The sequence below is a fragment of the Arthrobacter humicola genome, assembly GCF_039531445.1.
GTDB lineage: Bacteria > Actinomycetota > Actinomycetes > Actinomycetales > Micrococcaceae > Arthrobacter > Arthrobacter humicola.
On record NZ_BAAAQB010000006.1, the window covers coordinates 136,303 to 158,334 of the forward strand.

Genomic DNA, 22,032 nt, shown 5'->3' on the forward strand with positions numbered 1-22,032 from the left:
AGTGGCGTTCGGCCCGGGATGCGCCCTTAGCCCACGAGTGCGTCGAGGGTGGTGAAGCCATAGCCGGCCTGGCGGATGCGGTTGATCAGCCGGGGCAGGGCATCGGCGTCCAGGGTGGTGCCGTCGTCGGGGTTGGAACCGATATGCATCAGGACAATTTCCCCCGGCTGCAGTGCCGCCAGGACCCGGTCAGCCACGAGTTGCGCTGTCACCCCGCCGCTGGTGCCTTTCCAGCCCAGGGTGTCGACGCTCCAGCGCACCGGAAGGTAGCCGAGGTTGTTGACGGTGGCGATGGTCCTGGCGTCGCGATCGCCGAAGGGAAACCGGAAGAGCGGCCGCGGGTCCGCGCCGGCCGCCCGGATGGCCCGCTCGGCCGATGTAACCTGGTCCGCGATGCCGGCGTCCGGCAGTCCGGTGAATGCCGGATGGGTCATGGAATGGTTGCCCACCCGGTGCCCTCCGGCGACGATCGCCGCCACGCCTCCGGGGTTCGCGGCAGCCCAGCTGCCGGTGAGGAAAAACGTGGCCCGCACGCCCGCGGCGGCGAGGCTTTGCAGGATGCTGGGAAGTCCGGCCGCGTTGGCGCCGGCGTCGAACGTCAGGGCCACCACCCGGCCCGCGCCCGGGATGGTCTCGACATCGCGTCCGGCGAGCGCGGCGGGGAACGGCGCCGCGGGCGGCACGGGAGCAGGAACGGCCGGCACCGGGGGCGGAGCGGTCGGTTCAGGGGCTGGCGGGACGGGGACGGCCGGAGCAGGCACGCTGGTGCCCGGGGCCGGCGAAGCCGCGGTCGGCGAGCCCGGGGACGGGGTCTCGGAGGCGGATCCGGACGCCGGCGAGGTGACGGGCGCAGATGCGGGCGGGGATGCCGTCGGCGCCCCTTGCAGCAGCAGGACCGCGGCGCCGAGCAGCAGCACCGCGGCGGCCACGACGGTCGCGATCAGCCACCACCGGCGCCGGCTGCCAGCACTCGTGGACCCCATGATTCACTGTGGCCCCACGGGTCACCGCCGGTCTAGTGCTGAAAGGCCCCCGCTGCCGTGGGGTCCCCTAGGGCATTGCCGGAATCAGGCCGTCCGCCCGATACCGGTCGAACAGCCGGAGGAAGGCGTCTTCGGTTCGGCGGTACCCGGTGAAGCCGGCAAGTCGGCTCTTGCTCATATCGGTGACCACTTCGAGGTTCCGGCCCAGGTCACCGTCCGTGTGCCACCAGGAGGCGACTCGTGCGAGGTCGGGTTCCGCCAGCCCGTGGCGGGCGGCGATGCCTGCCCACACGCCTTCCATGCCGCGCATTTGCTGCTGCAGGGGGCGGGGTTCGTTGGCGTAGCCCACTGGCTCGACACCGAAGTAGGCGGCCAGCGCCGGCCACATGCGCCGCCAGCGGAAGACGTCGCCGTTGACGATGTTGTAGGCCTCGTCGCTGACGTTGTCCGCTGTGGCCGCCCAGATCATGTGGTCCGCCAGCAGCCCGCTGTCGGTCATGTCCGTGAGGCTGTTCCACTGCGTCTCGGAGCCCGGGAAGATGAACGGCTGTCCCAGTTCCCTGCAGATGGAGGCCTGGACGGCGAGAGTGAGTCCCATGTTCATGGCGTTTCCGACTGCATGTCCGATCACCGTGTGCGCCCGGTGCACGGACCAGCCAAAGCCCTGCGTGCCGGCGGCTGCCCACAGTTCGTCTTCCTGGGCGTAGTAGAAGTTGGGCGTCGGCAGTCTGGGCTCGCTCTCCCGGAACGGGGTGTCCGGCATTTGCCCTGCCGCATAGGCTTCAAACGGGCCCAGATAGTGCTTCAGCCCGGTCATGAGGGCGACGTGCTTCACGGGCTTGCCGCTGAGGCTCGCGAGGACGTTCCGCAGCATGCCCGCGTTTGTCTCGATGTTTTCCTGTTCCGTATTCATCCTGGACCACGCCGTGTAAAACACGTGGGTGGGAGATTCGCCGGCCAGACCCTCGCGCAGATCCTCCACGGAATTCAGGTCCGCGCTCACATGGCGTACGTCGCGGCGGCGCAGCGGGTTGCGGGAGAGCCCCACCACGTCCCACCCCTCGTCAGCCAGCCTGTCCACCAGCGCCGACCCGGCAATTCCGCTGGCCCCCACCACCAGGGCCGACCGCGTTTCGACGGTGTCTGAACTGCTTCGCACGTCATTCCTCCTGGTGTCGCTGATACTGGGCCGCGGCCCGTCGGGCTCGGCTCGCCGCCCGTTTGGTCGGGACGGGTGCTCTTCCAGCCTCTCATGCTGAGTCTGCGTGGCTGCCGGCTGCGGCGCAGTAGGATTCAAGTAGTTCAGGACACGCCGTCGAAGGCAGAAAATCCGTGAAAATCGTTCTCCGGTATCCGCTCGTAGCGGGGACCCTGCTTGTCCTGCTGGCGGTGGTGGCCCTCCTGGCCGCAGGCCAGGAGGGCATTGCCCAGGCCGCCGCGAGCATCTATGCCCTGGCCGTGGCTGCCTACCTCGCCATCGGAATGGTGCGCCGGCTCGCAGGCGGCCAGTGGGGCATCGACATCCTGGCCGTCACCGCAATCGTCGCCACCGTCCTCGTGGGTGAGTACATCGCCTCGATGATCATCGTGCTCATGCTCGCCGGCGGCACGGCGCTCGAGGACTACGCCGCCGGCCGGGCCAAGCACGAACTGACGGCACTGCTGGAACGCGTCCCGCAGACGGCCCACCGGGAGCGCAACGGCACCTCCGCTGCCGGAAACCACACTGCCGAAGCCCACACGGACGGCCAGCACGAGGACGTGGCGGCCACCGACGTCGACATCGGCGACATCCTGCTGGTCAGGCCCGGTGAGGTGGTCCCGCTGGACGGCGTCCTGCTCTCCGATTCGGGCACGTTCGATGAATCGTCGCTCACGGGGGAAAGCCTGCCGGTGGAGCGGTCCGCCGGGGAAGGGCTCATGAGCGGCTCGTTGAACGGTGAGGCCGCAATCCGGATGCGGGTCACGGCGCGTATGGAGGATTCGCAATACAGCCGGATCGTCGCCCTCGTGAAGGAGGCGGCGGAAAGCAAAGCGCCCATGGTCCGGCTGGCCGACCGCTATGCCGTGCCGTTCACGGCCCTGGCCTACGCGCTCGGTGCCGTGGGCTGGATCATCAGCGGCAGCCCGGCACGGTTCGCCGAGGTCCTCGTGGTGGCCACGCCGTGCCCGCTGCTGATCGCCGCTCCCGTGGCGTTCCTAGGCGGCATGAGCCGCGCCGCGCGCTCCGGCGTCATCGTCAAGTACGCCGGGGTGCTTGAACAGCTGAGCCGGATCAAGACGGTGGCGTTCGACAAGACGGGAACCCTGACCTACGGCCGCCCCGCGTTGGTGGCCGTTCGGACCGCCGGGACCCTCTCGGAAGATGAGGTCCTGGGGTTGGCGGCGTCCGCGGAACAGTACTCCTCCCATGTCCTCGCCGCCTCGGTGATGGACGCAGCCCGTTCCCGGGGGCTGCCTTTTGGCGCTGCCACCGAGGCCACGGAATTCGCCACGCACGGGGTGCGGGCCCGGTTTGACGGCCAGGACGTGGTGGTGGGCAAGCCCGCGTTCGTGGCCGAGTGGGCCTCCGGCGTAGCGGAGACGGACCTGGCCAGCGGTGAGCTCGCCATCTACGTCGGTACCGGCGGCGAATTCGTGGGCTCCCTCGTGATGAGCGATCCCATCCGCAAAGAGACCCGCCGCACGCTCAGCGAGCTCAAGGCCCTCGGCGTGAATCGGACGGTCATGTTGACCGGCGATGCGCTCGCCACCGCCCGGCACATCGCGGACGAGGCCGGGCTCACGGACGTCCGGGCGGAGTGCCTCCCGCCGGACAAGGTCGAGGCCGTCAGGTCGCTGCCGGACCGTCCGGTCATGATGGTCGGCGACGGCGTCAATGACGCCCCCGTCCTGGCGGTCGCCGACGTCGGAATCGCCATGGGCGCCCGCGGCTCGACGGCGGCCGGCGAGTCGGCCGACGTCGTGATCATCCTAGATGACCTCTCTAAGGTGGCGTCGGCCGTCCGGATCGGACAGCGCACCGTGCAAGTGGCCCTGCAGAGCATCTGGATCGGCATCGGGCTGAGCGTGGCCCTCATGGTGGCCGCGGCCGCGGGGTACGTGCCGGCCATCGCAGGGGCCCTGACGCAGGAGCTCGTGGACCTCGCCACGATCCTGAACGCCTTGCGGTCCCTCGGACCGGGTCGCCACGGCGCCGTCAGCACGGCGCGGGCCAGGGAAGGCGCGCGCCGGGCACCGCTACCGGGCTGAGGCTGTCGCGGCTGACGCTGCCCCGGCTGGCGCTGTCTTCTCCGCCTCCGCGATCCGCGGCACGGTCCTGAGATAGCTGTCCGGGTTCAGGGAGATCGAGTCGATCCCTTCGCGCACCAGGAACGCCGCGAACTCCGGGTGGTTGCTGGGACCCTGCCCGCAGATGCCGATCTTGATGCCGCCGGCGTGGGCCTTGCGGATGGCCTCGCTGATCATGGCCATCACGGCTTCGTCCCGCTCATCGAAGAGCGCCGCGAGCTGGCCGGAATCGCGGTCCACGCCCAGGACCAGCTGTGTGAGGTCGTTGGAGCCGATCGAGAACCCGTCGAAGCGGGTGGCGAATTTCTCTGCTAGGACCACGTTGGACGGGATTTCACACATCATGTAGACCTGCAGCCCGTTGCTGCCGCGGACCAGACCGTGCTCGGCCATCACGGCAAGGACCTTGTCCGCCTCCTGCGGCGTGCGGCAAAACGGCACCATGACGATCACGTTGGTGAACCCGAGTTTCTCGCGGACCCGCTTGAGCGCGGCGCATTCGAGCGCGAACCCCTCGCGGTAGCGGGCGTCGTAATAGCGCGAGGCACCGCGGAAGCCGAGCATCGGGTTCTCTTCCGGCTCCTCAAAGGCGGCGCCGCCCAGCAGGTGGGCGTATTCGTTGGTCTTGAAGTCGCTGAGCCGGACGATCACGGGGCGCGGGTAGTACGGCGCGGCGATCTTGGCGATGCCCAGCGACAGGGCGTCCACGAAGTACTCGGTCGGGTCCGCGTACCCCTGCGCCAGCTCCCTGATCTGCTGCGCCTCGGCGGGGTCGGTGACCCGTTCCGGATGGACCAGGGCCATGGGATGCACGCGGATCAGACTGCTGATGATGAATTCCATCCGGGCGAGCCCGACGCCGTCGGCCGGCAGCCGCCACCACTGGAAGGCCGCAGCCGGGCTGGCGATGTTGACCATGACGGCGGTGCGGGTTTCGGGGAGCGCGCCGAGGTCCACGTCTTCTGTTTCGAAGGCCAGGGTGCCGTCGTAGACCCGCCCCGTATCGCCCTCGGCGCAGGAGATCGTCACGGGCCGGCCCTCGGCCAGGACAGCCGTGGCATTGACGGTTCCGACGACGGCGGGCACGCCCAGCTCGCGGCTCACGATCGCCGCGTGGCTCGTGGGGCCGCCGTGGTCCGTGACGATCCCGGCCGCCCGCTTCATGATGGGCACCCAGTCGGGGTCGGTCATTTCTGTCACGAGGATGGCGCCGTCGCGGAATGCCGCAATGTCCGCCGCGGTCCGGATGACGCAGGCCGTGCCGTGCGCGATCGAATCGCCGATCGCGGCCCCGGTGGCCAGCACCGTCCCCTGCTCCAGCAGATGGTGGATGGTGAAGTGGGCACCGGTGCGGAGCGACTGGACGGTCTCGGGGCGGGCCTGGACCATGAAGAGTTCCCCGGTCTCGCCGTCGCGGGCCCATTCCATGTCCATGGGCCGGCCGTAGTGGTTTTCGACGCTGACAGCCCAGCGGGCGAGGGCGAGGATCTCGGCGTCGCCCAGCACGAAGGCCCGGCGCTCGGCCGCCGAGGTGTCCATCATCCGGGTGCGGGCGCTCCCGCCGCGGCCGTAGACCATCTTCCGGGCCTTGGAGCCGAGGGATTTCTCGATGATCGGGGTGACGCCTTGCGCGGCCGCGGACTCTGAGAGGAGCGGTTTGAAGACCACATACTTGTCCGGGTTGATGGTGCCTTGGACCACGGTTTCGCCCAGGCCCCAGGCCGCGCTGATGACGGCGGCCCGGGGAAAGCCCGAATCGGTATCGATGGAGAACATCACCCCGGAGGCCCCGACGTCGGAACGCACCATCCGCTGGATGCCGATCGAGAGGGCGACATCCAGGTGGTCAAAGCCTTTGACTTCCCGGTAGCTGATGGCCCGGTCTGTGAAGAGGGAGGCGTAGCAGCGGCGGCAGGCGTCCAGCAGTTCGTGCTCGCCCGCGATGTTCAGGAAGGTCTCCTGCTGTCCGGCGAAGCTCGCGTCCGGGAGGTCCTCGGCGGTCGCGCTGCTGCGGACCGCGACCGAGAGCCGGTCCACGCCGGCGCGCTCCCCCAGGGTCCGGTAGTGGGCGCGGATGGATTCGGCGATGTCCTCGGGGAACTCGCTGGCCAGGAACAGCTCCCGGATGGCCTCGCCGGTGGCGCGCAGCGTGGCGTTCCCGGACCGGTAGGCCGCGATGCGCGACCGCATGGCGGCGTCGATCCCGTTGGCGGCAATGAAGGTGCGGTACGCGGCGGCCGTGGTGGCAAACCCGTCGGGGACCCGGACGCCCTCGCTCTGGAGGTTCCGGATGAGCTCGCCGAGGGAGGCGTTCTTGCCGCCGACCCTCGGGACGTCGCCCATGCCGATCTCGTCAAACCACATCACGGGGGAATCAGCCATGTCAGCACTCCTGTGCGTTGTCGGTGGACCCATACTGCGCGGGACCGGTGTCCCGGGGTCAGGGGCTTTGGACCCGCGTGCCGCCCCCGGCCGTTCCGGGGCCGACCGTTCCGGGGCCGCCGGCCGGTGAACCGGCCCGGCGGTGGCGGACGATCTTGTACAGCCAGTCGGCGATCAGGACGGCGGGGACAGCGGCCAGAGCCACCGCCAGCCCTCCAGGCGTCGGCGGCGCGTGGCCCAGCAGCGCCGCCACCGGGCCGAGGAACAGGAACACGCACAGCAGACCCAGCTCGGCGAGCACGGCCCACAGCAACAGCCGGTTGGTGAACCAGCCCAGCCGCCAGGGCGGGACGGTGGCGCTGCGGCAGGCGAAGGCGTTCGCCAACTGGGCCAGGACGACCGTTGTGAAGGCCGCACCGGAGGCCGCCATGAGCACGTCCATGGCCGGAAGTTCCGTGCCGGGCTGCCACCCCGCGCCGAGCAGCACCACCGTGTACGCGGTCATCTCCATCACGGCCTCCACCGGTCCCAGCAGCCCGAACACCCGGAACATGAGGGCCCGGTCCATCAGGTGCCGGCGCTCGGGCGGCCGCTTCAGCGTTCCCTTGCTGGGCGCCTCGCTGCCCAGGGCGAGGGCGGGCAACAGGTCGGTGCCGATGTCCAGGGCGAGGATCTGCAGTACGCCCAGCGCCAGCGGGAAGTGGCCGCCGGACAAGGCCCAGATGATGAAGGGGGTGAGCTCGGCGACGTTGTCCGTCAGGTGGTAGGTCAGGAAGCGCCGGATGTTCGCGTAGGTGGCCCGGCCCTGTTCCACCGCGGCAATGATGGTGGCGAAGTCGTCGTCGAGCAGCACGAGGTCGGCGGCCTCACGGGCGACGTCGGTGCCGCTCAGGCCCATGGCGACCCCGATGTCGGCCTGCTGCAGCGCCGGGCCGTCGTTGACGCCGTCGCCGGTCATGGCCAGGACGTGCCCGCGGCCTTGCAGGAGGCGCGCCACCCGGAGTTTCTGTTCCGGCGTCACTCGGCTGACCACCACTCCGTCACGGTCCAGCAGGGCCGCCAGGACGGCGTCGTCCTCGGGCAGGTCCGGTCCCTGCAGCACGGTTTCGGTGGCGCCGAGCAGCCCGGTCTCGCGGGCGATGGCGGCGGCGGTGAAGGCGTGGTCGCCGGTCACCATGGCCACTTTGATGCCGGCGTCGCGGGCGGCCTGGAGGGCCACCTTCACCTCGGTCCGGGGAGGATCGTGCAGGCCCATCAGGCCCATCAGCGTCAGCCCGGCCTCCGCGTCTTCGAGCCGGAACGTGGCGCCGGGCGGGCCGGGCAGGCTGCGCTGGGCGACGGCGAGCACGCGCAGGCCGCGCGCGGCCATCTCGTCGACCATGCCCAGCGCCCGGCGCGCGCCCGAAGCCCCCGCCCCGGATGGAGCCCATGTGCCGTCTCCGGTGCACAGCGGGATCACCGATTCCGGGGCGCCCTTCACGTAGAGGGTGGTGCCGACGATTGCCGATTCCCGCAGCCGGCGGGGGTCGAACGCGAACCGGTGCGACGGCGTCGGCTGCTCCCGGTGTTCGCCCCGGTCAGCGGGCCCTTCGGCGGGGACGGCCGTGAGGCGGGCGGCGAGCGCGTCGATCGCGGCCTCCATCGGGTCGCCCTCTGCTATCCACCGGTCCTCGTGGAGGACGGCCCGCCCCACCGAGGCGGCGCGCGCCGCGACGCTGAGCTGACGGGCGTCCTCCGTGCCGGTGCCGGTGATATCGGCTTCGGGGCCGTAGCCCTGGCCGTCGATGGTCAGCAGCCCAGCCGGGGTCCAGACCTCGACGACGTTCATCCTGTTCTGTGTCAGGGTGCCTGTCTTGTCGGTACAGATGAACGTGGTGGAGCCGAGGGTCTCCACCGCCTGCAGGTTGCGCACCAGGGCGTTGCGCTTGGCCATGCGCTGCGCACCGACAGCCAGGGAGAGCGTGACCGTGGGAAGCAGGCCTTCGGGAACGAGCGCGACGGCCACCCCGATGGCGAACAGGAAGGCATCTCGCCAGGAAATGCCGACAAGGAGCGAGATGACGAAGAACAGCGCACCGATGCCCAGGGCCATGGAGGCGGTGATGCGGACGATTCTTTGCAGTTCCAGTGCCAGCGGGCTGGTCGGGGCTTCGACGTTGCCCGTCAGGGCCGCGATTTCCGCGAGCCTGGTCTGGCCTCCCGTCACCAGGACCACGCCTTCGGCCTGCCCGTTGACCAGGAACGTGCCGCCGAAAGCGGTGTCGCCCGGGGACTTGACCACGGCCTCGCTTTCGCCCGTCAGCATCGATTCGTCCACCTCGCAGCTGGTGGCAAGGGCCAGCCTGAGGTCCGCGGGGACGCGGTCGCCGGCCACAAGCACCACGACGTCGTCGGGAACCAGTTCGGTGGCGTGGACCTTGATGACGCGGCGGTCCCGGCGCACGGACACCATGGCGGGGAGCAGTTCGCGGAGCTTGGCGGCGGCGTGCTGGGCCCGCTCCTGTTGGATGTAGGCGAACACCCCGTTGACCACGATCACCACGATGATGGCGATCCCCAGTTGCGGCATGCCGGCAATGAATGCGAAGACGGCCGCCACCCAGAGCATGATCGCGAAGAAGTGGGTCAGCTCGGCCAGAAGTCTCCGCCAGCCGGGGACCGATCGGGGTTCGGGCAGTTTGTTGGCGCCGAATTGCTGCAGCCGCCGGGCTGCCTCGTCCGCGCTGAGGCCGGCTACGGCTGACAGCGAGTCCTGCCCCGCACCGGGGTTCACGCCCGCGCTCCGCCCCTCACGGACACCGCCGGCCGCCGGCCCTGATCAGGTACCTCATGGGTCGAGCATCCTGCCGGTGGCCCGGGCCGGTAAGGGCCAAAGGTCCGCTGTCCACGGCCGCCGGGCCGGTCCCGCCTGGCTGCCGCCGTCGAAATCGCCGGAATGGTGCGGGCTCGCCGGAACTTTACGGCGATTTGACGCGTATACGGCGAACTCGAGGCTGCCAGGGCGCGTTAGTCGCCGGCGGTGCTCATTCCGAATTCTCTCTGGATCCGCACGCGGGCACCCCGTTCAACCAGGGTGGGGATGAACGTCCTGATCCGGCCCGCGTCCAGGGCCTCGAATTCCTCGCCGACAATCCCGGCGATGTGTACCCGGGGGACGTGCGGGAAACGGGCCGCCAGGCGGTCAACAACCTGGTTGATGCTGGGTTCGTTAGCAGCGTCGGTCACGTTATCAGTGTGGAGGGGCCCGATCCCTGCGTCAATGAGTCCCGGCGTCAACGGGTCCCGGGGTCGGTGACTCGTCAGCCGGCTGGTGGCGGCGGCACCCGGTCCAGACTCCGCAGGTAGGTGCCAAAGCCGTGCGGTGCCCGGGCGTGGGTCCGGCCGGAGGTCACCACCCGGTTGCTGTCCGTCGCCGTGACCGTGAAAGCGCGGCTGCGAAGGCCGTGGACGAGGGCCCGGTCCTCTTCGGATGTGATCCGTGCGAACCCTCCGGCGGCCAGATAGGCGGATGCCCGGACGCCGAAATTCGCACCGTAAATGTGGGGATGGTCCTCGTGGAACGGGTGGCGTTCCCGCCACCGCCGGAGCAACTCAGGGTCCATTCCGGCCGGGTCCGGCTCCACGGACCCCAGTACGGCATCGGCGCCTGCCTCGGCGAACTCAAGCTGGCGGACCAGCCAGTTCTCCGGCACCCTGGAATCGGCGTCGGTGTTGGCCAGCCAGGTCCGGCCGGCCCAAGCCGGCGGCGTCCAGCGCTGCCCCGGCGGCCGTCGCCGGGGCATTCCGATGCCCGACGCCCGGGCTCCTGCGGCCCGGCTGGCACCGGCGCTGCGGTAGCTGACCTCAAGGGCACCGATGCGCCGGTCTGCACCAACAAAACCGGCCACGGTGGCGGCGGATCCGTCCGTGCAGCTGTCCAGCACCACCGTCAATCGGACGTCGACGTCGGGCCGGACCCTGTGCAGGGCGTCCGCGGACTGTTGAAAGGCCCGCAGCGCGTCCTCCAGGTGCTCTTCCTCGTTGTGCGCGGGCATGACGACGGCAACCCGTTCGATGCCGTACCCGCGCGCCAGCGGCAATGCCAGTGCTGCCACCCCGGTCACCGTCCCCGTTCGCGGGCGCCGCGGTCCGGCACGGTGTCCGGCGCAAGAAGCACCTCGAGGACAAAGTCGCGTTCCCGGTAGATCCCGCCGCCGGCCCAGCCCAGCTGGCGCCGGGCCGCGGCGTGGACCGCGTCGCCGTCCAGTTCCCAGCCGGAAACGGGGTGCCGCCAGTGGCACAGCACCAGGGTCCCGCCGGGCCGGAGCGCGTCCCGGATCCGGTCGAGCAGGCCGCCGAGCTCTGCCGGCGAGAGGTAGTACCCCACCTCTGAGACCACGATCAGGTCAAACGATCCGTCGGGCCACTCGTCAGGGACCGTCAGGTGGCGCGTCTGTGCCGCGGGCAGGTGGGCGAGCCGCCGGGCGGCGTGGTCCAGGGCGGTGCTGCTGGCGTCAACGGCCAGGAAACTTCCGCACCGCGGCGCGAGCTCCACGCTCAGCGTTCCAATCGAGCAGCCGATCTCCAACCCGGCCGCGTAGCTGCTCGCGGGCAGCGCGGCAAGCGTCAGGGCACGCTTGCGGTGCTCGTACCAGCTCGAGGTGTACTGCCAGGGATCCTCCTCCCGGGCGTGGACCGCATCGAAGAGTCGCTCTGCGTCGTGCGCGGCGTAGAGGTGCGGGGACCCGCCGTCGGACGGGGCATCCCTGGACGGGACAACTCTGGACGGGACATGCCCGAACGGGGCACTCGCCGGGTACCAGGCGAACGTCTCCCATGGCCGCTCAAAGTGCGCCAGAAAAGCCGCCGGCAGGAGCACCTCGTCGCCCGGCAGCCCGGAAAGCGGCTGGACCTGGGATCTGTGCGCCGCCATGGCGGCGGCCTTGGCCTGTTGCTCGGCCGGGGTCAGCGGCAGCCGGAACCAGCCGCGCCACGCCGCAGCGGCGGAGCCAGCGGAGGATGCAGGATCAGCCGGGTCGCCGGTGGAGACGGGAGCGTCTGGTGCGGCCCACAGCCAGTACCAGATGGGGTATTCGAGAAGAGCGCAGCCCTCCGCGGCGCTGAAGTCGGCGGCTACGGATCCGAGGACGTCGTGGTCGGTGTGGCCGTCCGAGCGGTAGGGCGCTACAAGAACCACGTCGCCGGCGGCGGCCCCGCACGCGGTTGACACCTCGCTGACCGCCTCGTGGACTGCGGCGCGGATCTGCTCCCGGTGTTCGGCGAGTTTGCCGTCGGGCAGGCCCAGGCACTGCCATTCCCGGCCGCCAAGCAGCTGTGTCATGGCGCCGCCGAACTCCTGCAGCCGGACCGCTGCCAGCTGCTCCGGAGTCGTCGTCGGCGAACCCGGGTGCGAGGCCTCCCCTGCCGTGCACAACAGCACCCGGACGGCGGCGCCGACGGCGTGCAGCCGGGCAAGCAGCCCGCCGGCCCCGAGCGTCTCGTCGTCGGGGTGGGCGGCCAGGACAATGAACGCCCGGCCGGCGAGCTCCCCATGATCCAGTGGCAGCTCCGGCAGCTCCGCCGCACCGCCGGTAGCCCATACTGCCTCGCTGGTCCCGGGGTCGTCATGGGTGAAGCTCACCATGGGGCGTTTCCGTTCAGTGAGAGGGCGCCCAGCTGTGCGTCGTCGCGCATGGCGTGGTGCTGGCGGATGTACAGGGCCAGGTCCGCCATCCGTTTTCCGTAGCTCTCATCGAAGGCGAGCGGGGCCGGCCCCAGATTCTGGCTCACGAGCGTCTGGATGCGTTCGACGGCGGCGGCCGCGGTTCCCCGCACCCGCAGGGCCTCGCGCCATGCGCCGGCGTCGGAGAGTTCCCCCGCGTCGATCCGGGCGGCGGTCTGCGCCAGGTACCCGGTCAGGGCGGCCAGGGTCCGGTCAATCTCGCCAAGGTGCGCCAGGGCAATCTGGTCCGGTTCCCGTCCGCCGTCGGCAGCTTTCTGTAGGGATGCGGTGAAGCTGCGGGCCACCGCGACGGCGCCGCCCAGCCAGCAGGCGGCCACGCCCATGCCGCCCCAGGCGAAGCCGGGGCGCTCGTAGTACCAGCCGGTTCCTCCCAGAGGCACGGCCGGGACACCATCGAAGTGCACCGTGCCGCTGGGGATTTCCCGCAGGCCCCGGCTGGTCCACTCAGGATCGGCGAAGCTCACACCCTCGGCGTGGAGGTCGACGGCGAATGCGGCGCGGCCGCCTCCGACGTGAGCGGTCAGCACCGCATGGTCAAGTTGTGCGGCCAGCGAGCACCAGGGCTTGGAGCCGTGGAGCCGGAAGCATCCGTCGGCCTCAGTTGCCTCCAGCCGGAGTCCCGGGGCTTCGGCCGCGAACACGCCCCAGGCGCCCTCAAAGCCGATCCCGTTGAAGTCCGGGCAGTCCCGGCCCTCCCCCGCGGCCGCGCCCGCTGCCTGCCGCAGAATCGCGGCGGCGTCCAGGTGCGGTTCCAGGACCCGGCCTGCGGCGACGTCGACGGCGGTCACGGAGGCCAGAATCTCCCACAGGAACGCGGTCCGGCCCTCCCCTGGCTTTGGCGCCGTCTCCGCTGCTGCTTTGGCGAGGTCCAGCAGGGCCGGGACATCGCCGACGGCGGCCCGCGCGCCGGTCAGCAAAGGGCCGATCGCGTTCAGGTCCGGGTCAGCGGAACTGATCCTGACCGGGCTGAACGTGGCGGGACTTGTCCTGGAGGGGCCTGTCGTGGCGGGGCCCATCATGACAGGACGGGTCCTGGCGGGGAGGGGCTGGTGGGAGGTCGGGGTCCCGTTCATTTCGGCTGCCTGTTTTCCTTCGGGCTGTGCGATTGTGGGAGGTGAACGTCCGGGCTGCGTATTTCCAGTCCTTCGCGTCAGCGGCTGCCCGCCGGGCCGCCGCCAAGCAATCTAAGCATACTTAGCACTTGGTGTTGGGTGCCCCGGCCACGCCACGGCAGCCTCTTGCCCGGCAGTTTCTCGCACGGCGAGCATCTCGCACGGCCGGCCCTACCTAGCGGACGATCGCGAGGGCGAACCCGTCCCAGCCCTTCGAACCGACGGTCTGCATGACGGTCCCGTCCAGCCGAGCGTCGTCGCCGAGCATCTGCAGCGCACTGATGATTCCCGGGGCGTTCACCGTGTCCATGGACGCGTCCAGCACGGCGCCTTCCCACACGACGTTGTCCATCACGATGGTGGTGCCGGGCCTCCCGAGCCGGATGGCCCAGTCCAGGTAGTGGGGGTTGTTTTCCTTGTCGGCGTCGATAAACACGAAGTCGAAGGGTGGCCCGGCCTCGCTCTCCAGCGCGTGCAGGGTGTCCAGCGCCGCCCCGATCCGGATGTCCACCTTGTGGCCCAGGCCGGCGTTGTCGATGTTGGCGCGCGCGATACGGGCGTGCTTGGGGAGGTACTCGCAGGTGACCAGGCGGCCGTCGGCTGGCAGTCCCTGGGCCATCCAGATGGTGCTGAAGCCGGCCAGAGTGCCGATCTCCAGGACTCGCCGTGCGCCGGAGAGCTGGACCAGCAGCTTCAGGAGTTTGCCGGCGTTGGGTGCCACTTCGATAGGCGGCATGCCCGCCTCGAGGGCGCTGGTCACGGCGCGCTGAAGCGCACTGTCCGGGCGGACCACGACGTCGGCGAGGAAGTTCTCCACGGCAACCCAGCCGGGGGCGGGCTGATGCTCGATCATGCCCCCAGTGTCCCAGCCGGCCCGCCCCGGCGCTACAGTTCCTGGCCTACTGGACCCTGCCCGCCGATGGCGTTTTCCAGCCGCTCGACCTTCCCGGTCAGCTCGCCGCTGTACCCGGGCCGGATGTCCGCCTTGAGGACCAGCGAAACGCGGGAGCCGTAAGCGCCCACGGCGTCGGTGGCCCGTTTGACGACGTCCATGACCTCGTCCCACTCGCCCTCGATCTCGGTGAACATGGAACTCGTCCGGTTGGGCAGCCCGGACTCCCGGACGATCCGCACGGCAGCAGCGACGGCGTCGTGGACCGAGGCGTCACCGGGCGCCTGGCCGCTGGCGGGGTCGCCGGAGGGTGCTACGGAGAATGCGACGAGCATGTGATGGGTCCCTTCACTCGGTCCGGACAGCCGGGGGAATTTTCGGTCTGCCCGGACCAGTCTTTCACGCGCTTCCGTCACCGGGGCGCGCGGATTTGGGGCGGAACTCGTCACATAACGCACTACCCGGCGGTAACCGCTTCGCTCGCCGCGCGCATTGCTAACCTAGGCAAATGAACCGGGCAGTAGACCGCAGGCCGCTTCGCGCCGACGCCGCGCGCAACGTGGACAAAATTATCTCCGCGGCCCGGCAATGCTTCCGCGAGCACGGGCCCGAAGTGCCGCTGCAGACCATCGCCGTCACGGCCGGGGTGGGGCCGGCCACCCTCTTCCGGAACTTTGCGGATAAGGAAGAACTGGTGCTCGCGGCCCTGAACCGGCAGCTCCGGCTCCAGGTCGATCCTGCCATCGACCAGGCCCTGGCCGATCCGGACGCCGCCGCCGGACTTTTCCGGGTCATCGATGCCACCATGCGGGTTGCCAGCGAGGAAGCCAACCTCCTGGGCGCCGTCGCAGGCCGGCGCGGGCTGCTGACCGGGATCACCGGGGGCCTGATCGAATCCATCGCCGTGCTCCTGGGCCGAGGGCAGGGCCAGGGCACCCTGCGCAGCGATATTTCCATGACGGACATGATCCGGCTGCTGGCCATGTTGATCGGCGTCGTGGACACGATGGAGCCAGGATCCGACGCGTGGCGGCGTCCCGTGGCGCTGGTCGAGGACGCCATCCGCACGGAGCGGCCGGACCGGGCGCTCCCGCCCCAGGCTCCGCTGCCGGGCACCGCGTTCGACGCCATTCTTGGCTAGCGAAGCATCCCTGGCCAGGTAGGTAAGCTCTTGCCTATGGGATGGGAAACCCTCGCCGGGGTCATCGGCGGCGTGCTGGTGATCTACGGGATCCTGTTGCTGCTGCTGTGGGCCTATGCCCGCCGGCACCCCGAGACCGTCACCATGAAGGACGCCCTGCGGCTGCTGCCGGACCTGCTGCGGCTCATCCGACGTCTGCTGGCCGACCGCTCGGTGGCGGTGGGGGTCCGGGTTCGGCTGGCTCTCCTGCTCATCTACCTTGCCTCCCCCATCGATCTCGTTCCGGATTTCATACCGGTGATCGGATACGCGGACGACGTCGTGATCGTGGCACTCGTGCTGCGCTCGGTGGTGGCCCGCGCCGGCGCCGGCGCCGTCCGGCGCCACTGGCCCGGCACCCCGGAAGGCCTGGCCGTCATGCTGCGGCTCGCCGGGCTCGGGACGGCCGCCTGACCGCCGGAATACCATCGCGCGGGAAGTAGTTGTCGTACATCATGAAAGCGATGACATACATCCAGTACGGAAACCCTGACGTCCTTGAACTGACGGAACAGCCCCTGCCGAAAGTGGGGCCCGGAATGGTCCTGGTGAAGGTCAAGGCGGCGTCCGTGAACCCGGTCGACTGGAAGATCATGGCGGGCTACCTCGACTCGATGATGGACCTTCAGTTCCCGGCCATTCCAGGCTGGGACGTGGCGGGGGTCGTCGAGTCCGTGGGCATCGACGCCCCGGAGTTCCGGCCTGGCGATGAAGTCATCTCCTACGGCCGCAAGGACTTCGTCCACGGCGGCAGCTTCGCCGAGTACATTGCGTTGCCGGAGCGGCTCCTGGCCCGGAAACCGGAATCCCTGGACTGGGACGAGTCGGCAGGGCTTCCGCTCGCCGGGCTGACTGCCTACCAGGTCCTGACCCGGCTGGGCGTCAAGGCCGCAGACACTGTCCTGATCCACGGCGGCGCCGGCGGCGTGGGCTCGCTGGGAATCCAGATCGCGGCGGCGCTCGGCGCCCGCGTGATTGCGACCGCCTCCGAAAAGAACCATGATTTCCTCCGTGCCCTCGGCGCGGAACCGGTCACCTATGGAGAGGGCCTGGCGGACCGTGTCCGGGCGCTGGCGCCCGGCGGCGCCGACGTCGTTGCCGACTTCGTGGGCGACAACCTTGACACCACCCTGGCGGTCCTCGCCGAGGGCGGACGGCATGCCTCCATCGCGGACAGCGCGGTGGAGCAGCACGGTGGCACGTGGATGTGGGTGAATCCCGTCGGGGCCGACCTGGAGCGCCTGGCGCGGCTGGTGGACGAACGCCGGCTCAAGGTCGAGGTGGCCCGGACGTTCCCGCTGGATCAGGCCGCCGAAGCGTTCCGGCTCAACATGGAGGGCCACACCCGGGGGAAGATCATCGTGAAAGTCGACGACGCCGGCTGACCCGCCGGCGGGCCCGCCCCCGCTGTTTGGTGCTGCCGCCTTCAGGCCCGGGTGCCGAAGTCGGTGGAGTAGGGTCCGGACTCAAACCGGCGCAGGATCTCCTCAGCCACGAGCCGGAGCTTGACGTTGCGGTTGTTCGAGACCTTGCTGAGCAGGGTGAAGGCCTCGGCCTGCGAGCACCGGCTCTGGGCCATGAGGATGCCGGATGCAAGGTTGATGGTGGTGCGCGACTTCATGGCCTGGAGCAGATCGGCGTTCATGTCCTGGACGGTTCCCAGGCGCACGGCCAGGCGCATGGACTTCCCGGCCGTGGCGGCAAACGCCTCGCAACTGGCGGCCGCCCCATCGTCGAAGGCGTCCGGGTCGGCGGCGAGATACGTCAGGGCGGCCGCGGCGCCCTGGTCCAGGGCCACCGGCACGCTGAGGACGCTATGGATCCCCCACCGGGCCGCTGTCCGCCGGTAACGGTCCAGCCTCGGCTCCGTCGGGCCGCCGGCCAACAGGGCTGCCCGGCCGGTCTCCAGGACATCCAGGGCCGGCCCCGCCGCGCGCTCCTGGAGCTGCTCCAGTGCCAGCGCCGCGGGATCGTTGCCAGCCAGGACGGCCGGCTGCCGGTCGCGGACAAGTCGGACCGAACTGACCATCCGGCAGCCTGCCACGGATTCACCAAACTCGGCAATTGCGCCGGACAATTCCTGCAGGAACTCGTCGATGCTGGCATTTTCAAGCACCAGATCCTGGAGGTGCTCGGACAGCCGGGCGCCCGGCACTATTCCTCGACCGGTTTTTCTTTGGCCTCGAGAAGGTGGTGCTGCAGCTTCTCTTCGGCTTCCCGGCGACGTCGCGCCATCTCTCGCAGTTCCCTGGTGGATTCAGCCCCTGCGGAAACAAACGGCTCGTGCTGCTTGGAGTGCTGATCTTTGCGTGGCTCCGCAGCCTCCGGGTCGTCTTGTTCACTCATGTTCGAATGGTCCCACGCGATACCGGCAGCAAGTAGGGACTAAAGACCATTCCCGCCCCGCCCCGCGTCACGTAGGCAAATTCGCGTCACGGATTCGCCCGGGCAGACGCAGGCCGGTCCTTGGCACAGCCCAGCGTCCCCGCCGAGGGTTGCCGCCGAGGGGTGCCGCCGAAGGAGTCAGTCCCAGCCCAGCAGCCGCAGGCCGGCGGCCGCGGCGGCGCCGGCGATCACCACCACCAGGAACGGTGCCCGGAACCACAACGCAACGGCCGCCGCTGCCAGTGCGCCCAGCCGGGCGTCCAGGGCGAGTGACTGGCCGGAGGCGACGGCGTTGACCACCGTCAGGGATGCCAGCAGCCCGATCGTCATGGTCCCGGCGATCCTGGACATCCGCGGATTGCGGAGCAGGCTGGCCGGCACCAGGTAGCCGAGCAGCTTCCAGGCATACGCCAGCAGGCAGGAGAGGATCAGCCACATCCAGAGGTTCATGCGTTCTCTCCAGGGCGGTCTTCAGGGCGGCCGCCGGAGTGCTCTCCGGAGTGGCCGCTGTGGTGGTGCGTGTGGTGTTCGGCGTAGGGGTCGACGTCGGGCTCGAGGCCTTCGTCGCTGCGGCCATGGCTGAACCAGCCGATTCCGGCCGCCACGACGGCGGCGACGAGGATCGGCACGCCCGGGGGCACGAAAGGCACGGCAAGCACGGTGGCCAGCGCGCAGACCACGGCGATGGCCACCGGTTCCCTGCCTTTGAGCCGCGGCCAAAGCAGGCCCAGGAAGGCTGCCACGGCGGCGCCGTCGAGTCCCCATTGTTTGGGGTCCCCGAGCGCACCGCCGGCCAGCGCGCCGAGGGCCGTGAACAGGTTCCAGAGCACGAACACGCCGATCCCGGCGGTCCAGAATCCGCGCTTCTGCTCTGCCGGGTCCGTTTGTCCCGTGCTGGTGGCGGTCGACTCGTCGATGGTCAGTTGGGCCGCGGCGAACCTGCGCCACCCGCGCGGCTGCAGCAGGGCGTTGATCTGCATCCCGTAGATACCGTTGCGCATGCCCAGCAGCGTCGCGGCGCTCATTGCCGCGACGCCGGACCCGCCGCCGGCTACCACGCCGATGAAGGCGAACTGCGAGCCGCCGCTGAACAGCAGCAGGCTCAACGCCATGGTCTGCCAGAAATCAAGGCCGGAAGTGACAGAGAGCGCGCCGAAGGAAACGCCGTAGAGGCCGGTGGCAATGCTGATCGACAGGCCGATCCGTACTGCCGGTGACTGCAGGATTTTCACCGCCGACGGTCCCGCCGCGTCAGGGTCCAGGCCCATGCGATGAGGGGCGCTTGAAGCGGGAGGCGCACGGTGTGCAGCCGGCGCCGGCCCGGCGTGCCGTCCGGGCCGTAGGCCTTCCGCAGGGCGTCGACGTGGCCGACCAGGAACGCGGCGAACATCGCCGTCACTCCGACGGCGGCGGCCGGCCGCGTGGCCGGGATCAGGAGCCCGACGGCGGCAGCCGCTTCCAGCAGGCCGCTCGCCGCCACCCATTCCTCACGTGAAAGTACCGCCAGCGGGCCGTTCGACTGCCCGCCGGAATCGTCACGGCACAGCATGTCCGGGACCACCGGGTGGAAGAACTCGGGTTCACGGAAGTGCTTGGCGGCACTGGCGAGCAGCAGCGCGCTCATCGCCGCCGCGGACAGCGTCTGGGAGGCCCGGCCGGACCAGCGAAATGGCATGCAACCACTCAACCACAGCGGCCACGCCGGCCGTAATCCGCCGGGGATCCGCGACACTCCGGGCGATTACCGGAGGGGCTGGCTGTCCGCCATGAGTTGGGACAGGACCCGGGCCGGACAGTTCGTGGTGATCTCGTGGATCCCGAGTTCCCTGCACAGCTTGACCTCGTCCTCGGCGTCGACGGTCCACACCCGGAACTTTCGTCCCGAGCCGAGCCAGCGCTGCACGGTGCCGGGGTGCGCACGGACGTACCCGATGCCAGGGCCGGCAATGCCGGTCTCGGCCGCGTCCAGGATCCGTTCGGCTTCGGCTTGTGCGGCCTTCATGACATTGGCCAGGGCCCCGCCGGTCAGTGCACCCAGGCCCAGTTCCTCACGGATGTCTGCCACGTTGACGTCGTCCACAAGCTGGCACACGGCCCCCGCCGGCGCCGACTCAAGCAGGTGCTTGACGGCGTCGGGGCTGAAGCTCATGAAGGAAATTCTGATGTTGTCCAGCATCGATGTTTCCGGATCCCAGCCCTCGTCCCTCAGGAGTTCCAGGACCCGGTCCTCGAGTCCGAGATGGTAGGGGCTGGGGTGCTTGAACTCAATCGCCAAGCCGATCCCGCGCCCCGCAGCGCGCAGGATTTCAAGCAAGTCCGGCAGGGTCAGGAACTGCTCGGACTTGGCACCATAGGCTTCCGGGATGCGTGCCCCCTTCCAGGAGGAGAAGTCCAGAAGCCGGAGCTCTTCCAGGGTCCGGTCCGCGACCTGCCCGGTGCCGTCCGAGGTACGGTCCAGGGTGGCATCGTGCAACAGCACGGCGTGCTGGTCCCGGGTCAGGTGGACGTCGCACTCCACGCCGTCGGCGCCGTCGGCGATTGCCTGCAGGTACGCGGCCCGGGTGTGCTCAGCGAAGGCTTCGCTGGAGCCCCGGTGGGCATAGACCAGAGGACGGGCGGAGGCGGACACGTCAGTCGTCATGGTGCCACGTTAGCGGACGGCCGGCTCCCCGGCGGGGCTAGGCTGGGCTCATGCAGGTGAATACTGAGCCAACTTCCCTGACCGGTGCCGCGGGACTTCCGGGCGGCGTGCAGCCGAACGGCCCCGCCGGACGGCGTCCCGCTGCGTCCAGTGACGCCGACAAGGCCGCGGCGCTGCGCCGGATGAAGCTCCTGGCGCTCTCGCTCCTGATCGTCATGGCTGTGATCTTCGTCGTCGCGTTCGCCCTGCAGAAGTACTATCCATGGCTCGAATACGTCCGCGCCGCGGCCGAGGGCGGCATGGTGGGGGCCCTGGCCGACTGGTTCGCCGTCACGGCCCTGTTCAAATACCCCATGGGAATCAAGATCCCGCATACCGCGATTATCCCTCGTCGCAAGGACCAGATCGGCGCCTCGCTGGGCGACTTCGTGGAGACCAATTTCCTCTCCGAGCAGGTGGTCCAGGAGAAGCTGGCGTCCGCGGACATTGCCCGCAAGGCCGGCGCCTGGCTGTCCAGCCCGGGCGGCCCGGACCGGGTCGCCAAGGAGGGTGCCGCCGTGATCCGCGGCGCGTTCAAGGTCCTCAACGACGACGACGTCCAGGCCGTGATCGAGGCCATGGTCCGCAAGCACCTGCTTACCCCGCCGTGGGGGCCGCCGGTGGGCCGGCTCGCTGAGCGGGTCTTCGACGACGGGCACCACCACGCCCTGGTCGATCTGCTCGTGGACCGCGCCGTGGACTGGGTCCGGGACAACCAGGAGACGGTCAACAGGCTGGTCACCGACCGTTCCCCGACCTGGGTGCCGTCGTTCGTGGACGGGCTGGTAGGCGACAAAGTGTACGTGGAGATCCTCAAGTTCACCCGCGCCGTGCAGTCCGATCCGCAGCACCAGGTGCGCCTGTCGATCGACAAATACCTCAAGGAACTCGCGCAGGACCTGCAGCACGATCCCGTCATGATCGCCCGGGCCGAGGGCATCAAGGCCCAGGTGCTCGGCGACCCCGAGGTCCGGGAGCTCGCCTCCCGCACCTGGGACACCATCAAGACGGCGCTGCTCACCGCCGTCGATGATCCGCACAGCGAACTGACCATCAAGTTCAAGGCGGCCGTCCATGACTTCGGCACCCGGCTGGTGGTCGATCCCGAGCTCGCCGGCAAGGTGAACGCCTGGATCGGCGACGCCGCGGCCTACCTGGTGAAGACCTACCGCTCGGACATCGCCGGCGTCATCACGGACACCGTGGCCCGCTGGGACGCCGAGGAAACCTCCCAGAAGATCGAGTTGCAGGTGGGCAAGGACCTGCAGTTCATCCGCATCAACGGCACGGTGGTGGGTGCCCTGGCCGGACTGGCCATCTTCACAGTGGCGACCCTGCTGTTTGGCTAGGAAGCCCCACGGCTGGCCCCCGGGCGACGGTTCAGGCGGGGCCGCCTCACCGTGAC

21 protein-coding genes are annotated in these 22,032 nt (G+C 69.7%); 5 read left to right on the forward strand and 16 right to left on the reverse strand.

Annotation, left to right across the window (positions count from 1 at the left end):
• Positions 1–26 precede the first annotated feature (26 nt).
• A complete protein-coding gene (locus ABD243_RS01555) occupies positions 27–983 on the reverse strand; it encodes a polysaccharide deacetylase family protein (RefSeq protein WP_344361285.1) in 957 nt (318 codons plus the stop codon).
• Positions 984–1,050: 67 nt separating this feature from the next.
• Positions 1,051–2,142, reverse strand: coding sequence for an SDR family oxidoreductase (locus tag ABD243_RS01560; RefSeq protein ID WP_344361287.1), 1,092 nt, complete (start codon positions 2,140–2,142; stop codon positions 1,051–1,053).
• Positions 2,143–2,315: 173 nt separating this feature from the next.
• Here ABD243_RS01560 and ABD243_RS01565 point away from each other — a divergent pair, with 173 nt between their 5' ends.
• Complete coding sequence (locus ABD243_RS01565) at positions 2,316–4,235, forward strand: heavy metal translocating P-type ATPase (protein ID WP_344361290.1); 1,920 nt, start codon at positions 2,316–2,318, stop codon at positions 4,233–4,235.
• Here the strand turns inward: ABD243_RS01565 and ppsA are convergent.
• The 8 genes from ppsA to ABD243_RS01605 all read right to left on the reverse strand — a co-directional run bounded on the left by ppsA (position 4,224) and on the right by ABD243_RS01605 (position 14,717).
• The gene (gene ppsA / locus ABD243_RS01570) at positions 4,224–6,656 is read right to left on the reverse strand and encodes a phosphoenolpyruvate synthase (protein ID WP_344361292.1); all 2,433 of its coding nucleotides are present in this window, start codon (positions 6,654–6,656) and stop codon (positions 4,224–4,226) included. The genes ABD243_RS01565 and ppsA overlap by 12 nt on opposite strands.
• A 58-nt stretch (positions 6,657–6,714) precedes the next feature.
• The gene (locus ABD243_RS01575; RefSeq protein ID WP_344361295.1) at positions 6,715–9,429 is read right to left on the reverse strand and encodes a cation-translocating P-type ATPase; all 2,715 of its coding nucleotides are present in this window, start codon (positions 9,427–9,429) and stop codon (positions 6,715–6,717) included.
• 233 nt (positions 9,430–9,662) lie between these two features.
• Positions 9,663–9,881: a three-helix bundle dimerization domain-containing protein gene (locus ABD243_RS01580; protein ID WP_116765519.1), complete on the reverse strand. Its 219-nt coding sequence runs from the start codon at positions 9,879–9,881 to the stop codon at positions 9,663–9,665.
• A 74-nt stretch (positions 9,882–9,955) separates the two neighbouring features.
• Positions 9,956–10,759, reverse strand: a complete 804-nt coding sequence (locus ABD243_RS01585) for a glycosyltransferase family 2 protein (RefSeq protein ID WP_237563268.1) — start codon at positions 10,757–10,759, stop codon at positions 9,956–9,958.
• A complete protein-coding gene (locus ABD243_RS01590; RefSeq protein WP_344361300.1) occupies positions 10,756–12,279 on the reverse strand; it encodes a PIG-L family deacetylase in 1,524 nt (507 codons plus the stop codon). The genes ABD243_RS01585 and ABD243_RS01590 overlap by 4 nt, the downstream gene beginning before the upstream one ends.
• Entirely contained in the window at positions 12,273–13,394 is a 1,122-nt protein-coding gene (locus tag ABD243_RS01595) for an acyl-CoA dehydrogenase family protein (RefSeq protein WP_344361732.1), read from the reverse strand. Before ABD243_RS01595 ends, ABD243_RS01590 begins: the two co-directional genes overlap by 7 nt.
• Before the next feature lie 271 nt (positions 13,395–13,665).
• Positions 13,666–14,343, reverse strand: coding sequence for an O-methyltransferase (locus ABD243_RS01600; protein WP_344361302.1), 678 nt, complete (start codon positions 14,341–14,343; stop codon positions 13,666–13,668).
• Positions 14,344–14,375: 32 nt separating this feature from the next.
• On the reverse strand, positions 14,376–14,717 hold the full coding sequence (locus ABD243_RS01605; protein ID WP_344361304.1) for a thiamine-binding protein: 342 nt from the start codon (positions 14,715–14,717) through the stop codon (positions 14,376–14,378).
• A gap of 173 nt (positions 14,718–14,890) precedes the next feature.
• Here ABD243_RS01605 and ABD243_RS01610 point away from each other — a divergent pair, with 173 nt between their 5' ends.
• From ABD243_RS01610 to ABD243_RS01620, 3 genes are read left to right on the forward strand one after another with little or no spacing between them, the layout of a single operon-like run.
• Entirely contained in the window at positions 14,891–15,523 is a 633-nt protein-coding gene (locus tag ABD243_RS01610) for a TetR/AcrR family transcriptional regulator (RefSeq protein ID WP_116765515.1), read from the forward strand.
• A 36-nt stretch (positions 15,524–15,559) separates the two neighbouring features.
• Positions 15,560–15,976, forward strand: a complete 417-nt coding sequence (locus ABD243_RS01615) for a YkvA family protein (protein ID WP_116765514.1) — start codon at positions 15,560–15,562, stop codon at positions 15,974–15,976.
• Positions 15,977–16,017: 41 nt separating this feature from the next.
• Positions 16,018–16,947: an NADP-dependent oxidoreductase gene (locus ABD243_RS01620; protein WP_344361309.1), complete on the forward strand. Its 930-nt coding sequence runs from the start codon at positions 16,018–16,020 to the stop codon at positions 16,945–16,947.
• 41 nt (positions 16,948–16,988) lie between these two features.
• Here ABD243_RS01620 and ABD243_RS01625 read toward each other — a convergent pair whose 3' ends face one another.
• From ABD243_RS01625 to ABD243_RS01650, 6 genes are all read right to left on the reverse strand, one after another.
• A complete protein-coding gene (locus ABD243_RS01625) occupies positions 16,989–17,717 on the reverse strand; it encodes a GAF and ANTAR domain-containing protein (protein ID WP_344361312.1) in 729 nt (242 codons plus the stop codon).
• On the reverse strand, positions 17,717–17,908 hold the full coding sequence (locus tag ABD243_RS01630; RefSeq protein WP_344361314.1) for a hypothetical protein: 192 nt from the start codon (positions 17,906–17,908) through the stop codon (positions 17,717–17,719). The genes ABD243_RS01625 and ABD243_RS01630 overlap by 1 nt, the downstream gene beginning before the upstream one ends.
• Positions 17,909–18,085: 177 nt before the next feature.
• The gene (locus ABD243_RS01635) at positions 18,086–18,397 is read right to left on the reverse strand and encodes an AzlD domain-containing protein (RefSeq protein WP_091250245.1); all 312 of its coding nucleotides are present in this window, start codon (positions 18,395–18,397) and stop codon (positions 18,086–18,088) included.
• The gene (locus ABD243_RS01640) at positions 18,394–19,215 is read right to left on the reverse strand and encodes an AzlC family ABC transporter permease (RefSeq protein WP_344361319.1); all 822 of its coding nucleotides are present in this window, start codon (positions 19,213–19,215) and stop codon (positions 18,394–18,396) included. The genes ABD243_RS01635 and ABD243_RS01640 overlap by 4 nt, the downstream gene beginning before the upstream one ends.
• Positions 19,176–19,622, reverse strand: coding sequence for a DoxX family protein (locus ABD243_RS01645; protein WP_344361320.1), 447 nt, complete (start codon positions 19,620–19,622; stop codon positions 19,176–19,178). Before ABD243_RS01645 ends, ABD243_RS01640 begins: the two co-directional genes overlap by 40 nt.
• A 66-nt stretch (positions 19,623–19,688) precedes the next feature.
• Entirely contained in the window at positions 19,689–20,588 is a 900-nt protein-coding gene (locus ABD243_RS01650) for a glycerophosphodiester phosphodiesterase (RefSeq protein WP_116765509.1), read from the reverse strand.
• Positions 20,589–20,638: 50 nt separating this feature from the next.
• Between ABD243_RS01650 and ABD243_RS01655 the strand changes: the two genes are divergently transcribed.
• Positions 20,639–21,976 (forward strand): DUF445 domain-containing protein, encoded by a 1,338-nt coding sequence (locus tag ABD243_RS01655; protein WP_116765508.1) that lies wholly within the window; start codon positions 20,639–20,641, stop codon positions 21,974–21,976.
• Positions 21,977–22,032 lie beyond the last annotated feature (56 nt).

What these genes read in the sequence shown, in the direction of transcription:
- ABD243_RS01590 (WP_344361300.1), bottom strand. Translation starts at nt 12,279, where the DNA reads ATGGTGAGCTTCACCCATGACGACCCCGGGACCAGCGAGGCAGTATGG.
- ABD243_RS01600 (WP_344361302.1), bottom strand. Translation starts at nt 14,343, where the DNA reads ATGATCGAGCATCAGCCCGCCCCCGGCTGGGTTGCCGTGGAGAACTTC.
- ABD243_RS01605 (WP_344361304.1), bottom strand. Translation starts at nt 14,717, where the DNA reads ATGCTCGTCGCATTCTCCGTAGCACCCTCCGGCGACCCCGCCAGCGGC.
- ABD243_RS01620 (WP_344361309.1), top strand. Translation starts at nt 16,018, where the DNA reads ATGAAAGCGATGACATACATCCAGTACGGAAACCCTGACGTCCTTGAA.
- ABD243_RS01645 (WP_344361320.1), bottom strand. Translation starts at nt 19,622, where the DNA reads ATGCCATTTCGCTGGTCCGGCCGGGCCTCCCAGACGCTGTCCGCGGCG.
- ppsA (WP_344361292.1), bottom strand. Translation starts at nt 6,656, where the DNA reads ATGGCTGATTCCCCCGTGATGTGGTTTGACGAGATCGGCATGGGCGAC.
- ABD243_RS01635 (WP_091250245.1), bottom strand. Translation starts at nt 18,397, where the DNA reads ATGAACCTCTGGATGTGGCTGATCCTCTCCTGCCTGCTGGCGTATGCC.
- ABD243_RS01630 (WP_344361314.1), bottom strand. Translation starts at nt 17,908, where the DNA reads ATGAGTGAACAAGACGACCCGGAGGCTGCGGAGCCACGCAAAGATCAG.
- ABD243_RS01610 (WP_116765515.1), top strand. Translation starts at nt 14,891, where the DNA reads ATGAACCGGGCAGTAGACCGCAGGCCGCTTCGCGCCGACGCCGCGCGC.
- ABD243_RS01640 (WP_344361319.1), bottom strand. Translation starts at nt 19,215, where the DNA reads ATGGGCCTGGACCCTGACGCGGCGGGACCGTCGGCGGTGAAAATCCTG.
- ABD243_RS01615 (WP_116765514.1), top strand. Translation starts at nt 15,560, where the DNA reads ATGGGATGGGAAACCCTCGCCGGGGTCATCGGCGGCGTGCTGGTGATC.
- ABD243_RS01655 (WP_116765508.1), top strand. Translation starts at nt 20,639, where the DNA reads ATGCAGGTGAATACTGAGCCAACTTCCCTGACCGGTGCCGCGGGACTT.
- ABD243_RS01595 (WP_344361732.1), bottom strand. Translation starts at nt 13,394, where the DNA reads ATGGGCCCCGCCACGACAGGCCCCTCCAGGACAAGTCCCGCCACGTTC.
- ABD243_RS01650 (WP_116765509.1), bottom strand. Translation starts at nt 20,588, where the DNA reads ATGACGACTGACGTGTCCGCCTCCGCCCGTCCTCTGGTCTATGCCCAC.
- ABD243_RS01555 (WP_344361285.1), bottom strand. Translation starts at nt 983, where the DNA reads ATGGGGTCCACGAGTGCTGGCAGCCGGCGCCGGTGGTGGCTGATCGCG.